This window comes from Enterococcus sp. DIV0574, assembly GCF_051711125.1.
Taxonomy (GTDB): Bacteria; Bacillota; Bacilli; order Lactobacillales; family Enterococcaceae; genus Enterococcus_D; species Enterococcus_D gallinarum.
Genome location: NZ_JBIOMA010000001.1, coordinates 710,520 through 726,056 on the forward strand (window position 1 = coordinate 710,520; position 15,537 = coordinate 726,056).

Here is a 15,537-nt window from a genome sequence, read left to right on the forward strand (position 1 = left end):
ATTATTGTAGCTTAAGGATGAATAGAAAATGAAGGAGGGGTCTAACTATGATAGAGGTCTATTGTGACGAAAGTCGCCCAGAAACTATATTTGGTGATGAATCAGTCGATCAATATATGGTTATTGGCGGTATTTGGTTCCCGTCTAGTGAACGAAAAAAAATAAAAAATAAAATAAAATATCTAAAAAAAACTTACAATGTGCACGGTGAATTTAAATGGAATAAGGTGAGTCCTTCTAAAATTGAATTTTACAAGGAACTAATTGATTATTTTTTTCAAAATAAACATATTCGATTCCGATGTATTGTTGTGGATTCTAGCGCAGTTGATTTAGAAAAATATCATCAGTCAGACGGTGAATTAGGATTTTATAAATTTTACTATTTTATGCTCTACAAATGGTTTGATTGGGACGAAACCTATAGAATTTATCTTGATAATAAACAAAATAAAATGAGCTCAAGAATTCCAGATTTAGAACGGATTTTAAATTATGCGAGCTTTGCAAAGGTAAGCTCTGTTTTATCCATTGATTCTAAAGAATCTGTATTTGTTCAGTATGCTGATTTATTGATAGGTGCCGTAGGCTATGTATTTAACGAATATTATAATGCAGATTATTCTAGCGATGCAAAAAATGAACTGATTGAACTGATTGAAGAGTACTTAGATCATGCAATCCAACCAACATATGGTTCGGAGAGAAAATTCAATGTGTTTAAGATAATGTTGAGGTGATTGTATGGCATTCTATAGACCACTAAAGAAACTACAGACTATGGATGAATATCGGATGCATTATGAAAAGAAATATTGCACTTCGACAATCCTGACTCACCAAGGATTACCTGTTCGTTTTTATCCAGAGCGTTTTGATCATGCTTTTTATAAAAATAGTAATCGGCGAACAAAAGATAAGTCGTTGTTTTCACTAGAAAGAGCTGAACGGATTGACTGGATTGAAGAAGTTTTGAAGGATCCCAATGTTACGATTTATGCTGGTTGGGACAGTAAGAGAAAAAGACATGATTTTAGTCATAGAGCTTCACTTATAACGCCTGATGGCTATGTAGTAGTGATAAGGAAAATTAATGATTCGAAGGCAACATTCGTTACAGCTTATGTGATTGATGATCTTTCAGTATTCGATAAGATAAAATCAAATCCTATCATATATGAATTATAATTGTTGACACTAGTAGATTTGTGGATTATGATAAATATGAAATATCAGATAGGTTGATATTGATTGTCCTCTACCTATGGTTTGGGATCCGCAAAGGTTTTGTGTAATGAACCCGATAATCAGTGCACCAGTAATCTCCCTATACGGGAGATTTTTCTGTTTAATAGATAATATGGTTTCGTTGCTAAGTGAATAATTTAGAGAAAAAAATGGTGAGTTATAATTTTACTTTACAAAGTTCCGGATAAAAAAGTTTTATGATTTTCCTATCAAAAGCACGCCACTTGAATACGTTTTTGAATACGATAAGAAAGTAAATCAAGATGAATTATCATCAATAAAATGATTAGCTCTATTCAAAAATCATTGAAATGTCAACTATCTTCAATTATCGTCAATGAACTTAACTTCATGGCTGAAGAAGAATCTGAATAAAGAATTGATGGCTGAACCTTTGATAGTCAAGGGTTCAGCTTTTTTATCTAAAAAACCGTCAGAAATGAAATAGCTTATTTCTGACGGTTTTTTTTTTGAATTTTACCACAGCCAGTTTTACATAAATCAGTTAACTAGAAAACAAAGTTTGTAGTTTTTGATGATGGACTTCTAGAAGGCGTTGATATAAATCAGTTTCGAAATCACTGTAATGGCAATAATCAAGGACCGTATATTTAAAAGGATCTAGGCCCTTCGGAATCAGCAAAGGTGACCCCAAGATGATAAAGTCATATTCTTCAGTGATTGGAAGTGTCAGCTGTTCGATAGCAACAAATGGGATCTTTTTGCCTAGGTTTAAGATCTCAGCGGAAATCAGATGCTCAGAAACATTGACAAAACCAACTTTCAACTTATAGTTTTCGTCGATTTCTGAATAATACGGATAAAGCAAACAAGCTTGGATGAAAGCTAATTCACTTACACAAGATTTCAGCCACGTATAATTTTTCCGTTGGGAAAATTTTTTCCAGAAGCCTTCGATTTTGATTGTCAAGATATGTAAGAGTGGGTACTTTTCTTTGATATACGAAGAAATAAACAATGTGGTCAAAGGGATTTTTTGTTTGAACAAGCTAAAGTTACCAATCGATAGGTAGATGTTCAAATATAGAGCTGGCTCATTTTCAAAATGAAACGTACCGATAAACGTCTGACAATGGTCTTGGAATTCGTCCAAAATCTCCTTGGGGTCATTACTTGGTTGCTGATAAGAATGTTGGATGATCGGCAGACGAATGTCTTGGTTGGAAGTCAGAAACGGCCAATAATAAAACAAATAGAACAAAGAGTTTACCTCCAAGAGGTCTAAACGCAGATTGGCGATCTTGAAGAAATCGTAAAAGAAGTTGAGGTCTGTACCACTTGGAATGAAAGAATCCCTTGATAAGTGATAGATATCAGTAAAGTGGCTGTTTTTGATCCTCAGCAAACAAATCAGACAATGGAGACTGGCTTGTTTTTTTCCTAAGTCAAACTTGTTCTTATGCTGTGCTTCTTCATGTTTATAAATCAATGCTCTCACTTCTTGGCTATAAGGAACTATGTCCAAACTTTCACCTAATGATACAAACCAAAAGAAATTAAAAAAGAGGATACGAATCAACATTTCGGAACCTGACAAGGTCAGATTCGATAAATTCAAGTTGATATTGTATTCCTTCAAATATTCAACCAGCTTTTTTGTTTGACGAAAACAGGTCGAGCGACTGATATAGTGCCGGTTACAAAAAGCAGCGAGATCGTCGTCCTCTTCTATTAGCATACTGAGCAACAATTTATAAGGAACACTTTCAGTTGAAAGGTAATGTTGGTATTGGGTGTATTGAACAAGTTGTTCATTGACGGTTAACTTATTTTTACTATGTAATAGCTTGATGGGAGTAAATTTTTCTAAATCATCTTGGATTGCGCTCAAGATTTTTTTGAAGCGTGCAGGGCCGTAATAAAAATCCAAGTTTTCCCGCACCTGATCTATGCTGTATTCCCCGGGTGAGAGTGTCATCAACTTGCCGTAGACACTCAATTTCGTTCTGGCATGATCATCTAACAAAATTTTTTCAATCAATTGATCACCTTCCTTTTTTTGTAATTATTATTATTAGCGTATTTAATTTCTCTTGTAAATACGTGTCTCAGATTTCTAACAAGTCTATACAAGGTTTAGAAATATTTCTATTTCACTTGTCTCAAAAATAGCGTTCAGCGAGTATGTTTTTTGAGAGAAAAGAAATAACCCACAATTTTAAATAACGATATCAATATTTTTTTTGCTTCCTTGTTAGTGTGTTTAATGGATATAAATAACTATAATTGAATATTTAGAAGCTGAAGGGGAAAGAATTAGAAATATTAGTGAATCTTTTCTTTTTTTTTATTATCTATTTGAATTTTAAAAAAATTTCGAAGGAGGCACTAAAAATGAAAAAGGGAAAGCATCTTGTCCTTCTTAGTTTGTTGGCCATCTTTTTCATCGCTTACTTATATTCTCAACACATAAACAAGGTAGTAGCAAATGATGAAGATGTTGTTGATGTAGTAGAGGTGTTGAAAAATGATTATGGAGAAGTGAGTATCAAGCAAACAGATGATCATTTGATCCTCTTTTATCGCTTAAATGAGTCAACACAAGAAAGACGATTTTTATTTCAGCTGCATGCCAAGGATGCAGCTGAAAACAATTTGCTTACTTCTTACACTTCTCAGGAATACCAAGAATATACAGATGAGAAGCAACAGAAATACATGGACGTCAGACAAATCAAAGGCGAAACACTTTGTCAGCGGCAATCGTTATGAAATAGGAGAAGAGGACTTTGTCGAGAGTGCTGCGGCTAAAGGACAAATGATCGTCGCTGGTTTAGAGGTCGGAGAGTATGTATTGGAGGAAGTCAAAGCGCCTGAAAATGCTGAGATGATTGCCGACCAAACAACTACGCTATTTACCATCATTTCAGGAAGTCAAATGCCTGTAGCAAAGACGGTAAAAAATGATACGACTAAAGTAGAAAAAGACACGCCCCAATTAGAAGGACAAGATGTAGCCATCGGTGAAGCAATCAACTATGAGATCACTGTCAATATACCTGATGGGATTGCCGATAAAGAGGAGGAGAGCAACAAGTATACCTCATTCAAATTGATCGATAGCCACGATCCTGCATTGACATTTATGAATCAGTCCAAGGGAGAAACAAGCTATGCACTCTATGATGGTGAACGTCTCATTGATACTAATAATTATCAGATCACTGAACATGCCAATGGTTTTACAGTAGCAATTGCGCCCACATATATCCCTTCCCTGACTCCAGGTGGAACGTTGCGATTCGTTTATTACATGTATTTGAATCAACTAGCAGATCCGACGAAAGGTTATAAAAACGAAGCAAATGTCGATAATGGTCACACGACAGATCAAACACCACCGACTGTTGAGGTTCTGACAGGGGGAAAAAGATTCATAAAAGTAGATGGGGCAGTGATTGAGCTACGGCCATTGGCAGGTGCATCGTTTGTCGTACGCGACGAAAATTCGGCGACCGCGAACTATTTGATCATTGATCCAGTCACAAAAGCAGTGGCGTGGACGAATTCTCCGGAGAAAGCAACAACTTTCAATACAACGAACGATGGATTAGTAGACATTACAGGATTAGCTTATGGAACCTACTATTTGGAAGAAACCAAAGCACCGAATAGCTATATCAAATTAAATGAACGAATTGCTTTCAAAGTAGATGCACAATCTTATGCGGTGGCGAATGAATTGGTTACTCCAGAAAAAGTACCAAACAAACAGAAAGGAACATTACCAGCAACTGGCGGCGAGGGAGTTACTTTGTATATTGGTTTGGGTGTCGTTTTATTGACGATAGTAGGTGTCTACTGGATAAAAAGATATAAGGCTTAGTGTCAAACGAAGAACGAATGGATAGCTGAGGAGAATGAAATGAAGCAAAAAAAAAGGCATCCTTTAGATCTAATCATGCTATTGGTATTTTTTATCGGTATCCTCAGCTTGGCGTATCCCTTTGTTAGCGATACATTGAATGACTATCTCGATCAACAAATCATCAAAAACTATCAGAAAAAAGCAAAATCTGAACATGCGTCAGTGATTGCTGAGTTGAACAAGCAGATGCGTGAAGCAAATGAAAAAATGGCATCAAATGAACCTAAGACAGAAGCAGACCCATTTTCCAAGGAAAAAAAGGAAAAGCAGAACTCGCTGAAATCTTATATAGAAGCACACACGATAGGTGTTTTGACGATCCCAAAAATCAATGTCAATTTACCAATCTTTGATCAGACGACAACAAAACTATTGGAGAAAGGGGCCTGTCTGCTCGAGGGAACTTCATATCCAGTCGGAGGAGTATCGACGCATGCGGTACTTTCTAGTCACCGAGGATTACCACAAGCAAAACTCTTTACAGATCTACCTCGGTTACAGATAGAGGATCGCTTTTATATCGAAATCAATGGTCAATATCTTGCGTATCAAATCGATCAAATACAAACTGTCGCGCCGACAAAAACAGAAACACTTCAGATCCAAGATAACCAAGACCTGGTCACACTAGTTACTTGCACCCCTTATATGATCAATAGTCACCGTTTGCTGGTTCGCGGACACAGGGTCGCAGTTGAGCAAGAGGAAATAAGCGCGTCATTGTCAAAAGTGCAGCAAGCAAAACGAACGACCTTTTTACTCGTGACTGGTTTGATCGTTGTCCTTTTGATGCTGTCTTTGGTGATGGTGATAAAACATTTTACAAAAGTTAAAAATACATGTAGTTTTAAAAACTAGATTCAAAAGTTTTGGTAATCAGATAGTTTTTCGAGTATAATGGAGTCGAAGAAATGAAACGGAGTGGATCAAGATGGAGATAGAATTTAGTCGAAAGTATCAAATCATCAATGAAGTATTAAATGCAGTGACCCATGGGATCGCAGCGTTGTTAAGTTTGTTTTGCTTTAATTTGCTGATGGATCGCGCCCATACCACCTTAGATTATGTCGCTTTTGCGATTTATGGAAGTTCGCTTTTTCTGCTTTTCTTTTCCTCTACGTTATTTCATAGCCTGATTTTTACGAAGGCAAAGAAAGTTTTCCAAGTATTCGATCATTGCTCGATCTATCTCTTGATCGCTGGTACGTATACCCCATTTTGCCTCTTAGTCGTACAGGGAATGGCTGGGTTGATCTTGCTTAGTGTCATTTGGACCACCGCAGTAATAGGGATTATTTACAAATCTTTGACGTTGACAAAAACGAACAAAGTATCGAAAGTTTCAACGATCATCTACAATGTGATGGGGTGGGCAATCATTGTTGTCTTACCTAAGCTCTATCAGAATATCGATTTGACCGGATTACTACTGTTAGTTGCTGGAGGAATCGCTTATTCTGTAGGCTCGCTCTTTTATAGTATGAAAAATAGACGATTCACCCATGTAATCTGGCATTTGTTTGTCATGTTAGGTGCAGCATTGATGTTTTTTGCGATTTACGTAAGTAATTAAGACGTTGTGCATGATGAAATAAGAATGAACAAATTGTTGGGACATAGGTTCGTTACACTCTCAAAAAAATAGAAGCACTCGAAAATGGTTTATTTTTCGAGTGCTTCTTGTTTGAAAAGGGAATGCGAGGAAATCCTTTATGACTAAAGCAAAAACGTGCCGAGCAATTTAGCTCAGCACGTTTTTTTACCTTATTCTTCTACTATTTTAGCTGATGCAGGCAAGCAGCGGTTGACGGCAATCGCAACGGCCATCCCAATGAAACTATCGATCACCCGGTTAAAGGCATAAAGATAGGATTCAGTTTGGGGAACCATAAATAAAATCGTCAATAGGGTAGCACAGGCACCGACCGTTCCTTCGTGATAGTCGAATTTCACTAATAATGCGATCATCAGCATGATAACGAAAGGAATCGATAGCAGCTGAACAAGGTGTGTGTAGCCAAAAAATTTAAAAATTCCGATACAGATGATCGATGCTAATGCGCCAAAGGTATTTCCAGCAATCCGATGCCGGCCGTATTTGACAGTAGTCCCATGATCTTCTCTTAAGGTAAAGACAGCGGTGATCGTTGAAACAACGTATGTCTCACGCTGTAGAAGAAAACTTAGAAGAATACAAATGAAGACGCTGATCCCCGTTTTTAGATTTCGCAAACCAAATTTTAATCCGAATAGATTCAATAATGCCATCCTTTCATAAGAAATCATCTTAACCCTTTCAAACGAATCATATCATACCATAAGCTGTATTTGCTAGTGAAAAAAAGTCCGAAAGGTTGCTGCAAAGGCTTTTCTTTGTGAAAAACCTTCGTGGCTCTCCTGGAGAATACATCAATTAGCTTGAGAGTGATCAAAAAAGAGTGAATACCATCGTTGGAGCGAATCAGTTGCTTGGCTGACCAAACAAGCGTAACATAATATTGTAAACGTTATCTTATTGGAGAGCAGGGATAGGGATGGAAAAAATTTATCAAGCAAGTACGGCAGAAGGCGCAGTCGATTTTATCAACATGCGTGATTTAGAAGAGGCAGCAAAAGAAGTGATTCCCAAAGGAGGCTATGGCTACATCTCTAGCGGTGCGGGAGATACCTTCACTTATCGAGAAAATGAACGCGCATTCAATCATAAGCTGATTATTCCTCATGTCCTCAAAGACATTGAATTACCAGACACCAGGACTAATTTTTCCGGTGATACATTAAATGCACCGATTATCATGGCTCCGGTGGCCGCTCATGGCTTGGCCAATGTCAATGCGGAGAAAGCCTCGGCAAAAGGAGTTGCGCGCTTCGGTACAATTTACACAGCTAGTTCTTATGCTTCCTGTACGCTAGAAGAAATTCGGGCAGCCGGCGGAGAACAAGCACCTCAGTGGTTTCAATTCTATATGAGCAAAGATGATGGCATCAATCGGGATATTTTGGCGATGGCGAAACGCAATGGTGCCAAAGCGATTGTTTTAACGGCGGATGCCACAGTTGGTGGCAACCGAGAAACGGATCGCCGTAACGGCTTTACCTTTCCATTGGCTATGCCAATTGTGCAAGCTTATCAGTCTGGAATCGGACAAACAATGGATGCGGTATATGGCTCCTCCAAACAAAAACTGAGTCCTCAAGATGTGGCGTTCATTGCGAAGGAATCTGACTTACCTGTTTATGTCAAAGGGGTTCAATCAGAAGAAGATGTAGCACGTGCGTTAGATGCTGGAGCACAAGGGATTTGGGTCTCAAATCATGGTGGCCGTCAGTTAGATGGTGGACCAGCTGCTTTTGATTCTTTACAGATCGTAGCAGATGCCGTCGCTGGCAGAGTTCCGATCGTCTTTGACAGCGGTGTTCGCCGTGGGCAGCACGTCTTTAAAGCAATCGCCTCTGGTGCTGATCTAGTGGCGATTGGACGTCCAGTGATTTACGGATTAGCGTTAGGCGGTTCAACAGGCGTTCAGCAAGTGTTCGATTTCTTCAAAAAAGAATTAGAGATGGTAATGCAATTAGCAGGGACTCAAACGATTGCAGATATTCGCCAAGCGAAACTACGGGACAATCATTATATGTAATAAAAAATAGTAATAAAAAGAGCCTTCCTCTGCCGCACGCAGCCAGAAATTCAAAGAACTGAAACCTTTGAAAGCCACGGCAGCGGGGCTTTTTTTATGGCTTTTTTGTATCTGGGTTGATTATAGGAAATCACCGGTATCAAGAACGAACTGCTACGATTTATTTGATAGTAACAGTGTATATGATTTTGAAAAGGAGAGAAAACCCTGTACACTTAAATTAACGAAATCAAAAAGGAGAGGGGAAAATGATTCCAAAAATCATTCATTATTGCTGGTTTGGGGGCAATGAATTAGGGGAAAGCGAACAGAAATATATCGAAACCTGGCGCAAATTTTGCCCAGACTATGAGATCAAACGCTGGGATGAATCAACGATCGATCTTTCAAAATTTGGTTCTTACTTACAAGAAGCCTACAAACAAGAAGAATGGGCCTTTGTTTCTGACGTTGTTCGTTTGTATGCATTAGTGACAGAAGGCGGCATTTATATGGATACCGATGTCGAAGTGGTGAAACCATTAGATGATCTATTAAACTATGAGGCATTTATGGGATTTGAGATCGAAACCAAAATTTCCACCGGTATCATCGGTGCAGTGCCTCATCATCCTTTCATGGAAGAATGGTATCATGACTATGATGATCGTGAATTTGTGCGAGCAGAAAAAACGGAAGATGTAGTAACCAACGTCATTCGAGTCACTGAATTGTTGCAGGAATATGGTCTGCAACTAAACAATCAGCGTCAAACGGTTAAAGGGGTAGAAATTTTCCCGCAAATGACTTTCTCTCCAAAAAGTTATATTACCGGCGAAGTTGAGGAAGATCCAACTACTATGGTGATCCACCAATTTTCCGGATCTTGGCTATAAACAGTTTTTTACTGATCCGATAGTTCGTCAAGCAGAATCCCAGCAACAGTTGAATGGGCGCCTGCTGACGAACTATTTTTTATTGTCTTTGGCAATGAATTATGCCACAATAGAACGAAATGAAATGGATCGGAGTGAGAGTTTATCATGGGAATTATCCAATGTACACCGGCTGACCTTGTTGAGTTGAAAGCCATCAGTATTGAGACGTATCAGGACACATTTGCGCCATATAATACGGAAGAAAATATGCAAGCTTATTTAGAGGCTGCTTATCATTCAGAAAAGTTGCACAAAGAACTGAAAAATCCGCAGTCTGCTTTTTTCTTTTTGCAAGAAGAAGCAATTGCTGGTTATCTAAAGCTTAATTGGGGAACAGCTCAAACTGAGCCGATTGCACCAGAGGGACTTGAAGTTGAGCGGATCTACATCCGAAGTGACTACAAACGCCGCGGCTATGGTCAGCAATTGTTGTCTTTTGCGGAAGAGTTTGCCAAGGCAAAACAAAAGACGTCTTTGTGGTTAGGCGTATGGGAACACAATGCCAATGCATTGGCTTTTTATAACAAGATGGGCTTTCGACGAGTAGGCAGTCATTCTTTCTTCATGGGGGATGATGAACAGACCGATTATTTAATGGAAAAACAAATATGAAGAGAGTCACTCTTCTTCGATTCGTTGTTGTTGAAAAATCAAAGTCGAAAACCTGTCGATGAGAGATGCCATTAGTGACTTCGAAAGAGGGAGCAAGAGGAGGATGAAAATTCCTTTTCAATTAATAGAGCTTCCAGTATAGTAGTAAATGACTAACTAAAAAATGAAAATTATGGTGACAGATGAAGGAGACAAGAATGGGACAACAAAAAACTGAAAGTGTATTATCACGATTTTTAAAAGGAGTCGTTATTGCTTTAGGATTTATTTTGCCGGGGGTCTCCGGTGGAGTTCTAGCAGCAATTTTAGGGATCTATGAACGAATGCTGCGTTTTATGGCACATTTAACGAAAAACTTCAAAGAAAATCTGCTCTTTTTCTTGCCAGTAGGGATCGGCGGGATCGTTGGGATCGGGCTTTTATCGAAACCGTTAGAATGGCTGCTGCAAAATTATCAGATTGTCGTCTTATGGGGATTTGCCGGAGCCATTATTGGTACATTGCCTGCACTTGCAAAAGAATCGACTCTTAAAAGCAAACGAACTATGGGGGATTTGTTTTGGTTCTTTGGTACAATGATCATCGGTTTCTTATTTCTTTATTTCATGGGTGATATTCTAGGAACGATCCCAGCAAACTTTTTAGGATTTGTTTTGGCCGGCGGATTGATTGCATTAGGTGTGTTGGTGCCTGGATTAAGCCCATCTAACTTATTGCTCGTATTAGGTTTGTATGATCCGATGTTGAAAGGCTTCAAGGGGTTCGACATTTTAGGCGTCTTCTTGCCGATCGCAATTGGTGGTCTACTCGTGATGCTGCTGTTCTCAAAATTGATGGAGTGGCTCTTGGAGCATTATCATTCGAAAGTCTATCACTTTATTTTGGGAATTGTGATTGCATCAACAGTATTAATCGTCTTGCCACCAGTGGCTGATTATAGCGGATTTACTTGGCTGACTGCGGTCAGCGGTGTGATACTGTTTGTTTTAGGGTACTGGTTAGGGGCTTGGATGAGTAAATTAGAAGAAAAATATAAATAACCACTGCGTGGACAAAAAAACAATCGGTCAGATGATCGATTGTTTTTTTATGGAATAGAAACCGAGGCAACCTTTGTCTGAATAGCGACGTTCACACGTACTATCCTCACTCCCCCTTGGAAGATAATCATGAAACGTCGCTGGAAAAAGGGGACAGGATCGAACGGGACAACTTACATCTGATCGCTAAGCGCCCAAATTTAAAAAAGGATATATATATAAAAGAGGTATCGGACGATCCTGCCCAATACCTTTGTCATAGTGAAATAAGCAGACCAAAGCGTGTTGATTTACCTAAAAAGAGGTAGAAATCACCCAGAAAATTGGGTACAATAAACACGTTGATGTACTGCATTGACTATGGCAAACTTGATGGTCAGTTGCTGCTGACAAATCAAGGCCCTATTCCTTAGTTGCCGCTAAGGGATGGGGTGCCTTTTTTGGTTTCTATTCGCTTTTATTTTATAGAAAGCGAGGGTATAAATCAAGGGAACGTTTCCATATTTAATGAAAAAATGCAAGTGTTTTATTAGAAAAACGTGAAAAGATAACAGAATTCTGTGAGATTTGTCAATAAAAGTCAATATTTATTTATTGATATGAGAAAGACTGAAAAAATAAATTTTTTCCTGGGAGAGCCAAGCCATCAAAGTGATGATTTGGCTCTTTTTTGTCGCTTTTTTAAGGGGGGCACTTACGAGTCCTTTATTGTGTTAGGCGCAAAAGTTTACCAACTTAACATGAACTTTTCATAACGCTTACTGGATGTTAACGATTGCTTGATAGGATGGAGTAAATGAGTAATGAGGTGAAAAGATGAATCATGATAGGCTAAAGGTACTTATTGAAAAGAGACTGCCCCATATCCCTGCAAGGGATTGTAAACGAAACACCTCCAAAAGCAAACGGATTTTGGATCCTCAAAAAAGTATCCGGTTCCAACGTGGACTTGCTAAGAAAAAGATGCTAAATGGGCTAGCTATAATAGTAATTAGGAAATGGCTTTTGAGAATCAGCAAAGACCGACAGATGGGGGTGACAAGCTATGTCCATTAAATCGCAAATAACCGAAAAGCTGCTTTTACTGGTTTTGGATGGCTGCCGATACGATACCGCGGTTGAACAGATGGGGATCTTGAATCATCATGTGGATTATAAACAAGCACAACTGATCAAAGTCCATGCTGAAATGCCTAGCAGTTCTCGGCCATTGTATGAAGTGTTGGCTACTGGTGTACCAAGCTACCGGAATGGGATTCTGACCAATGCTGATGGTCAACATTCCAAAGAACTCTCGATTTTTGATCTTGTCAAAGCTGCCGGCGGAAGTACTGCAGCTGCAGCACATTATTGGCAAAGTGAATTATTCAATCAAGCACCTTATGAAATCAAACGAGATCGTATTCAACACGACCACAAAAAAAGTATCCAACATGGAATCTTTTATAGTGAAAACCAGTATCCCGATTCACATGTGTTTGCAGATGGACATTATTTACTGCACACGTATCAGCCGAATTTGTTACTGATACATTCCATGAATATCGATGCCGCGGGACATCGTTATACGGCTGTTTCAAAAGAATACCGAAAAGCCGTAAACCAAGCAGACCAATTGATTGGCCTGTATTTGCACGATTGGTTGGCTGCAGGTTATCAAGTGATTGTTACTGCGGACCACGGGATGGATGAATATGGGTTGCATGGCGGAAGCATGGCTGCTCATCGCGAAGTCCCCCTCTATATTTTTTCAGATATTTTTCCGCCAGACTGTGGGATCGAAAAAATGAATCAATTAGAGTTGGCACCACTGATTTGCAGTTTATTAAAAATCGATACTTCTGAACGCATGCAGATTGGGCGCAGCTGATTTGTAGAAACGAACAAAGCCGCTAAAGTCAGGTGCTCAAATTAGGGCATCATTGCTAGAGGTCTATTTGGTTTGGCTTAACGGGCATAAATAGATGGCTTATATCAGATGAATAAGCAAAAAAGTAATCGATTGTTGTTCCGCTACAGAGAACTGTGCCATGAGTGAAAATAAACGGACATTGTAAATGAGAGAAAGTGGCTGCCGCGTCTTGGAAACTGTGAGAGTGCCTAGGTACTATAGCAGCAGTTGCGATCGTTAGAATTTATTGGGTTTTGTTTAGATCCGGTCGTTCCGTCTGTTTGTTGACTGTTTATGGGACCGTCTTTTTTAATTAGAACAAGGCAACGAAGTGCTGCTATTCTTTGCACTTTTAGACAAACGACTTTATTTGTCTAAATCTGTGAAAAATAGCGGTTGTTATTTTTGTCACAAATAGAAGATACTGCTACCATGGATTTGTACCAATATTAGGAGGGGATCATATGAGATATACAAACGGAAATTATGAAGCTTTTGCAAGAAGCAGAAAACCGAAAGATGTCGAAAAGAAACAGGCCTATATTGTTGGTGGCGGATTAGCTGGATTAGCAGCAGCAGTCTTTTTGATTCGTGACGGACACATGGAGGGAAAGAAAATCCATGTGCTGGAGGAGCTGTCTCTTTCAGGCGGCTCACTCGACGGCAAATTTATTCCTCATGATGGCTTTGTCACTCGAGGCGGCCGTGAAATGGAAAATCATTTTGAATGTTTATGGGATTTATTCCGTTCGATTCCATCATTGGAGGTAGAAGATGCCTCCGTCTTAGATGAATTTTATTGGTTGGATCATGACGATCCAAACTCATCCAATTGTCGGATCATTCATGATCGTGGCCAACGAGCAGCAGATGACGGAGAATTCACTTTATCAGCAGCAGCCCAAAAAGAGTTGGTCCAACTATTTATGACTTCAGAAGATCAGCTTGTTGGCAAACGGATCGAGGATGTTTTTGGAGACGAGTTCTTTGAATCAAACTTTTGGCTTTATTGGTGTACGATGTTTGCTTTTGAAAAATGGCATTCTGCCATCGAAATGCGTAGATATGTTTTAAGATTCATTCACCATATCGATGGATTGCCTGATTTCACGGCTTTGAAATTTACTCGTTACAATCAATATGAATCGTTAGTTAAACCATTATTAGCTTACCTTGATGCACAAGGTGTCGATTTCCAATATGAAACCAAAGTCATGAATATTGACGTGAAGATCACTGAAGGAGAGAAAATCGCCCAAAGTATCACACTGATGAAAAATGGCAAAGCCCAAGAAATCACTTTGACAGCAGATGATCTGGTGTTTGTAACAAACGGCTCAATCACGGAGAGTTCGACTGAAGGGGATCACCATACACCTGCCCCTATTACTCATGAATTAGGTGGCAGTTGGAATCTTTGGAAGAACTTGGCTGCTCAATCTCCTGAATTTGGTCGCCCAGAAGTCTTTTATGACAATCTGCCAGCAGAAAGCTGGTTTGTATCAGCGACAGTCACATGGCAAAACTTTGATATTGAACCTTATATTTCTCGTTTGACAAAACGGAAATTACGGACAGGAAGAGTAGTGACCGGTGGGATCGTCACTATCAAAGATTCAAATTGGCTGATGAGTTTTGCGACCCATCGTCAACCTCATTTCAAAGAGCAAGGCGATCAACAAACGGTGACTTGGGTTTATGGTCTATTGTCTAATACACCAGGAAATTATATCAAAAAACCGATTGAACACTGTTCCGGACAAGAAATCGTTCAAGAACTATTGTATCACTTAGGTGTTCCAGAAGATGAAATTCTACGGATCTCTAATGAATCATGTTCAGCGATCCCTGTGTATATGCCTTTCATCACTTCTTACTTCATGTTGCGGGAACCTGGAGATCGTCCGCTTGTGATACCGAATGGTTCACGAAACTTAGCCTTCATCGGCAACTTTGCCGAAACGCAACGTGATACCGTCTTTACGACTGAATATTCTGTACGAACGGCGATGGAAGCTGTCTACCAATTGTTAGCTATTGAACGAGGCGTTCCAGAAGTCTTTGCTTCCGCCTATGATCTGCGTACATTGGCCAATGCGATTTACTATTTATCGGACAAGAAAAAATTGACTGAGATGGAGCTGCCATTTATCGAACGCAAATTAGTAGAAGGATTTGTTAAGAAGACGAAAGATACCTATATCGGCGAAATCCTTGAAAAAAATCATTTAGTTTAACACACTTGAATGCTGTGACATCCGTTACTTAAAGACAGGATACCCGAAAGAACCAGAGAGGCCAT

At 39.2% G+C, this 15,537-nt stretch carries 13 protein-coding genes and 1 pseudogene; 12 read left to right on the forward strand and 2 right to left on the reverse strand.

Annotated elements, in window-relative coordinates; genetic code table 11:
* The first annotated feature begins 47 nt into the window (after positions 1-47).
* The gene (locus IGJ45_RS03530) at positions 48-740 is read left to right on the forward strand and encodes a DUF3800 domain-containing protein (RefSeq protein ID WP_010733550.1); all 693 of its coding nucleotides are present in this window, start codon (positions 48-50) and stop codon (positions 738-740) included.
* Positions 741-795: 55 nt separating this feature from the next.
* The gene (locus IGJ45_RS03535) at positions 796-1,188 is read left to right on the forward strand and encodes a hypothetical protein (RefSeq protein ID WP_161667433.1); all 393 of its coding nucleotides are present in this window, start codon (positions 796-798) and stop codon (positions 1,186-1,188) included.
* 565 nt (positions 1,189-1,753) lie between these two features.
* Here IGJ45_RS03535 and IGJ45_RS03540 read toward each other — a convergent pair.
* Positions 1,754-3,250: a helix-turn-helix domain-containing protein gene (locus IGJ45_RS03540; protein ID WP_124018653.1), complete on the reverse strand. Its 1,497-nt coding sequence runs from the start codon at positions 3,248-3,250 to the stop codon at positions 1,754-1,756.
* Positions 3,251-3,603: 353 nt separating this feature from the next.
* Here IGJ45_RS03540 and IGJ45_RS03545 point away from each other — a divergent pair, with 353 nt between their 5' ends.
* The 4 genes and pseudogenes from IGJ45_RS03545 (at position 3,604) to trhA (ending at position 6,710) form a co-directional block, all read left to right on the forward strand.
* Entirely contained in the window at positions 3,604-3,981 is a 378-nt protein-coding gene (locus IGJ45_RS03545; protein WP_003127501.1) for a hypothetical protein, read from the forward strand.
* Positions 3,926-5,095 (forward strand): annotated as a pseudogene (locus IGJ45_RS03550) (SpaA isopeptide-forming pilin-related protein); the annotation flags it as partial. The gene IGJ45_RS03545 and the pseudogene IGJ45_RS03550, both read left to right, overlap by 56 nt.
* 39 nt (positions 5,096-5,134) lie before the next feature.
* Positions 5,135-5,995: a class C sortase gene (locus IGJ45_RS03555; RefSeq protein ID WP_170081422.1), complete on the forward strand. Its 861-nt coding sequence runs from the start codon at positions 5,135-5,137 to the stop codon at positions 5,993-5,995.
* Between the two features lie 73 nt (positions 5,996-6,068).
* Positions 6,069-6,710, forward strand: a complete 642-nt coding sequence (trhA, locus tag IGJ45_RS03560; protein ID WP_021149355.1) for a PAQR family membrane homeostasis protein TrhA — start codon at positions 6,069-6,071, stop codon at positions 6,708-6,710.
* 191 nt (positions 6,711-6,901) lie between these two features.
* Here trhA and IGJ45_RS03565 read toward each other — a convergent pair whose 3' ends face one another.
* The gene (locus IGJ45_RS03565) at positions 6,902-7,423 is read right to left on the reverse strand and encodes an FUSC family protein (RefSeq protein ID WP_003127505.1); all 522 of its coding nucleotides are present in this window, start codon (positions 7,421-7,423) and stop codon (positions 6,902-6,904) included.
* A gap of 248 nt (positions 7,424-7,671) precedes the next feature.
* Here IGJ45_RS03565 and IGJ45_RS03570 point away from each other — a divergent pair, with 248 nt between their 5' ends.
* From IGJ45_RS03570 to IGJ45_RS03595, 6 genes are all read left to right on the forward strand, one after another.
* Positions 7,672-8,775: an alpha-hydroxy-acid oxidizing protein gene (locus tag IGJ45_RS03570; RefSeq protein ID WP_003127508.1), complete on the forward strand. Its 1,104-nt coding sequence runs from the start codon at positions 7,672-7,674 to the stop codon at positions 8,773-8,775.
* A 248-nt stretch (positions 8,776-9,023) separates the two neighbouring features.
* Positions 9,024-9,650, forward strand: coding sequence for a glycosyltransferase family 32 protein (locus tag IGJ45_RS03575; protein WP_003127510.1), 627 nt, complete (start codon positions 9,024-9,026; stop codon positions 9,648-9,650).
* Positions 9,651-9,797: 147 nt separating this feature from the next.
* Positions 9,798-10,304 carry a GNAT family N-acetyltransferase gene (locus tag IGJ45_RS03580; RefSeq protein ID WP_005471780.1) on the forward strand — a complete coding sequence of 169 codons (507 nt, stop codon included), beginning with the start codon at positions 9,798-9,800 and terminating at the stop codon, positions 10,302-10,304.
* A gap of 197 nt (positions 10,305-10,501) precedes the next feature.
* A complete protein-coding gene (locus IGJ45_RS03585; protein ID WP_003127514.1) occupies positions 10,502-11,344 on the forward strand; it encodes a DUF368 domain-containing protein in 843 nt (280 codons plus the stop codon).
* A 1,051-nt stretch (positions 11,345-12,395) separates the two neighbouring features.
* A complete protein-coding gene (locus IGJ45_RS03590) occupies positions 12,396-13,214 on the forward strand; it encodes an alkaline phosphatase family protein (protein WP_029487204.1) in 819 nt (272 codons plus the stop codon).
* Positions 13,215-13,699: 485 nt separating this feature from the next.
* Positions 13,700-15,472, forward strand: coding sequence for an oleate hydratase (locus IGJ45_RS03595; protein ID WP_005471782.1), 1,773 nt, complete (start codon positions 13,700-13,702; stop codon positions 15,470-15,472).
* Positions 15,473-15,537: the final 65 nt, after the last annotated feature.

Coding starts and splice junctions, on each gene's coding strand:
- IGJ45_RS03530 (WP_010733550.1), top strand. CDS start 48: ATGATAGAGGTCTATTGTGACGAAAGTCGCCCAGAAACTATATTTGGT.
- IGJ45_RS03535 (WP_161667433.1), top strand. CDS start 796: ATGCATTATGAAAAGAAATATTGCACTTCGACAATCCTGACTCACCAA.
- IGJ45_RS03545 (WP_003127501.1), top strand. CDS start 3,604: ATGAAAAAGGGAAAGCATCTTGTCCTTCTTAGTTTGTTGGCCATCTTT.
- IGJ45_RS03555 (WP_170081422.1), top strand. CDS start 5,135: ATGAAGCAAAAAAAAAGGCATCCTTTAGATCTAATCATGCTATTGGTA.
- trhA (WP_021149355.1), top strand. CDS start 6,069: ATGGAGATAGAATTTAGTCGAAAGTATCAAATCATCAATGAAGTATTA.
- IGJ45_RS03565 (WP_003127505.1), bottom strand. CDS start 7,423: ATGATTTCTTATGAAAGGATGGCATTATTGAATCTATTCGGATTAAAA.
- IGJ45_RS03570 (WP_003127508.1), top strand. CDS start 7,672: ATGGAAAAAATTTATCAAGCAAGTACGGCAGAAGGCGCAGTCGATTTT.
- IGJ45_RS03575 (WP_003127510.1), top strand. CDS start 9,024: ATGATTCCAAAAATCATTCATTATTGCTGGTTTGGGGGCAATGAATTA.
- IGJ45_RS03580 (WP_005471780.1), top strand. CDS start 9,798: ATGGGAATTATCCAATGTACACCGGCTGACCTTGTTGAGTTGAAAGCC.
- IGJ45_RS03585 (WP_003127514.1), top strand. CDS start 10,502: ATGGGACAACAAAAAACTGAAAGTGTATTATCACGATTTTTAAAAGGA.
- IGJ45_RS03595 (WP_005471782.1), top strand. CDS start 13,700: ATGAGATATACAAACGGAAATTATGAAGCTTTTGCAAGAAGCAGAAAA.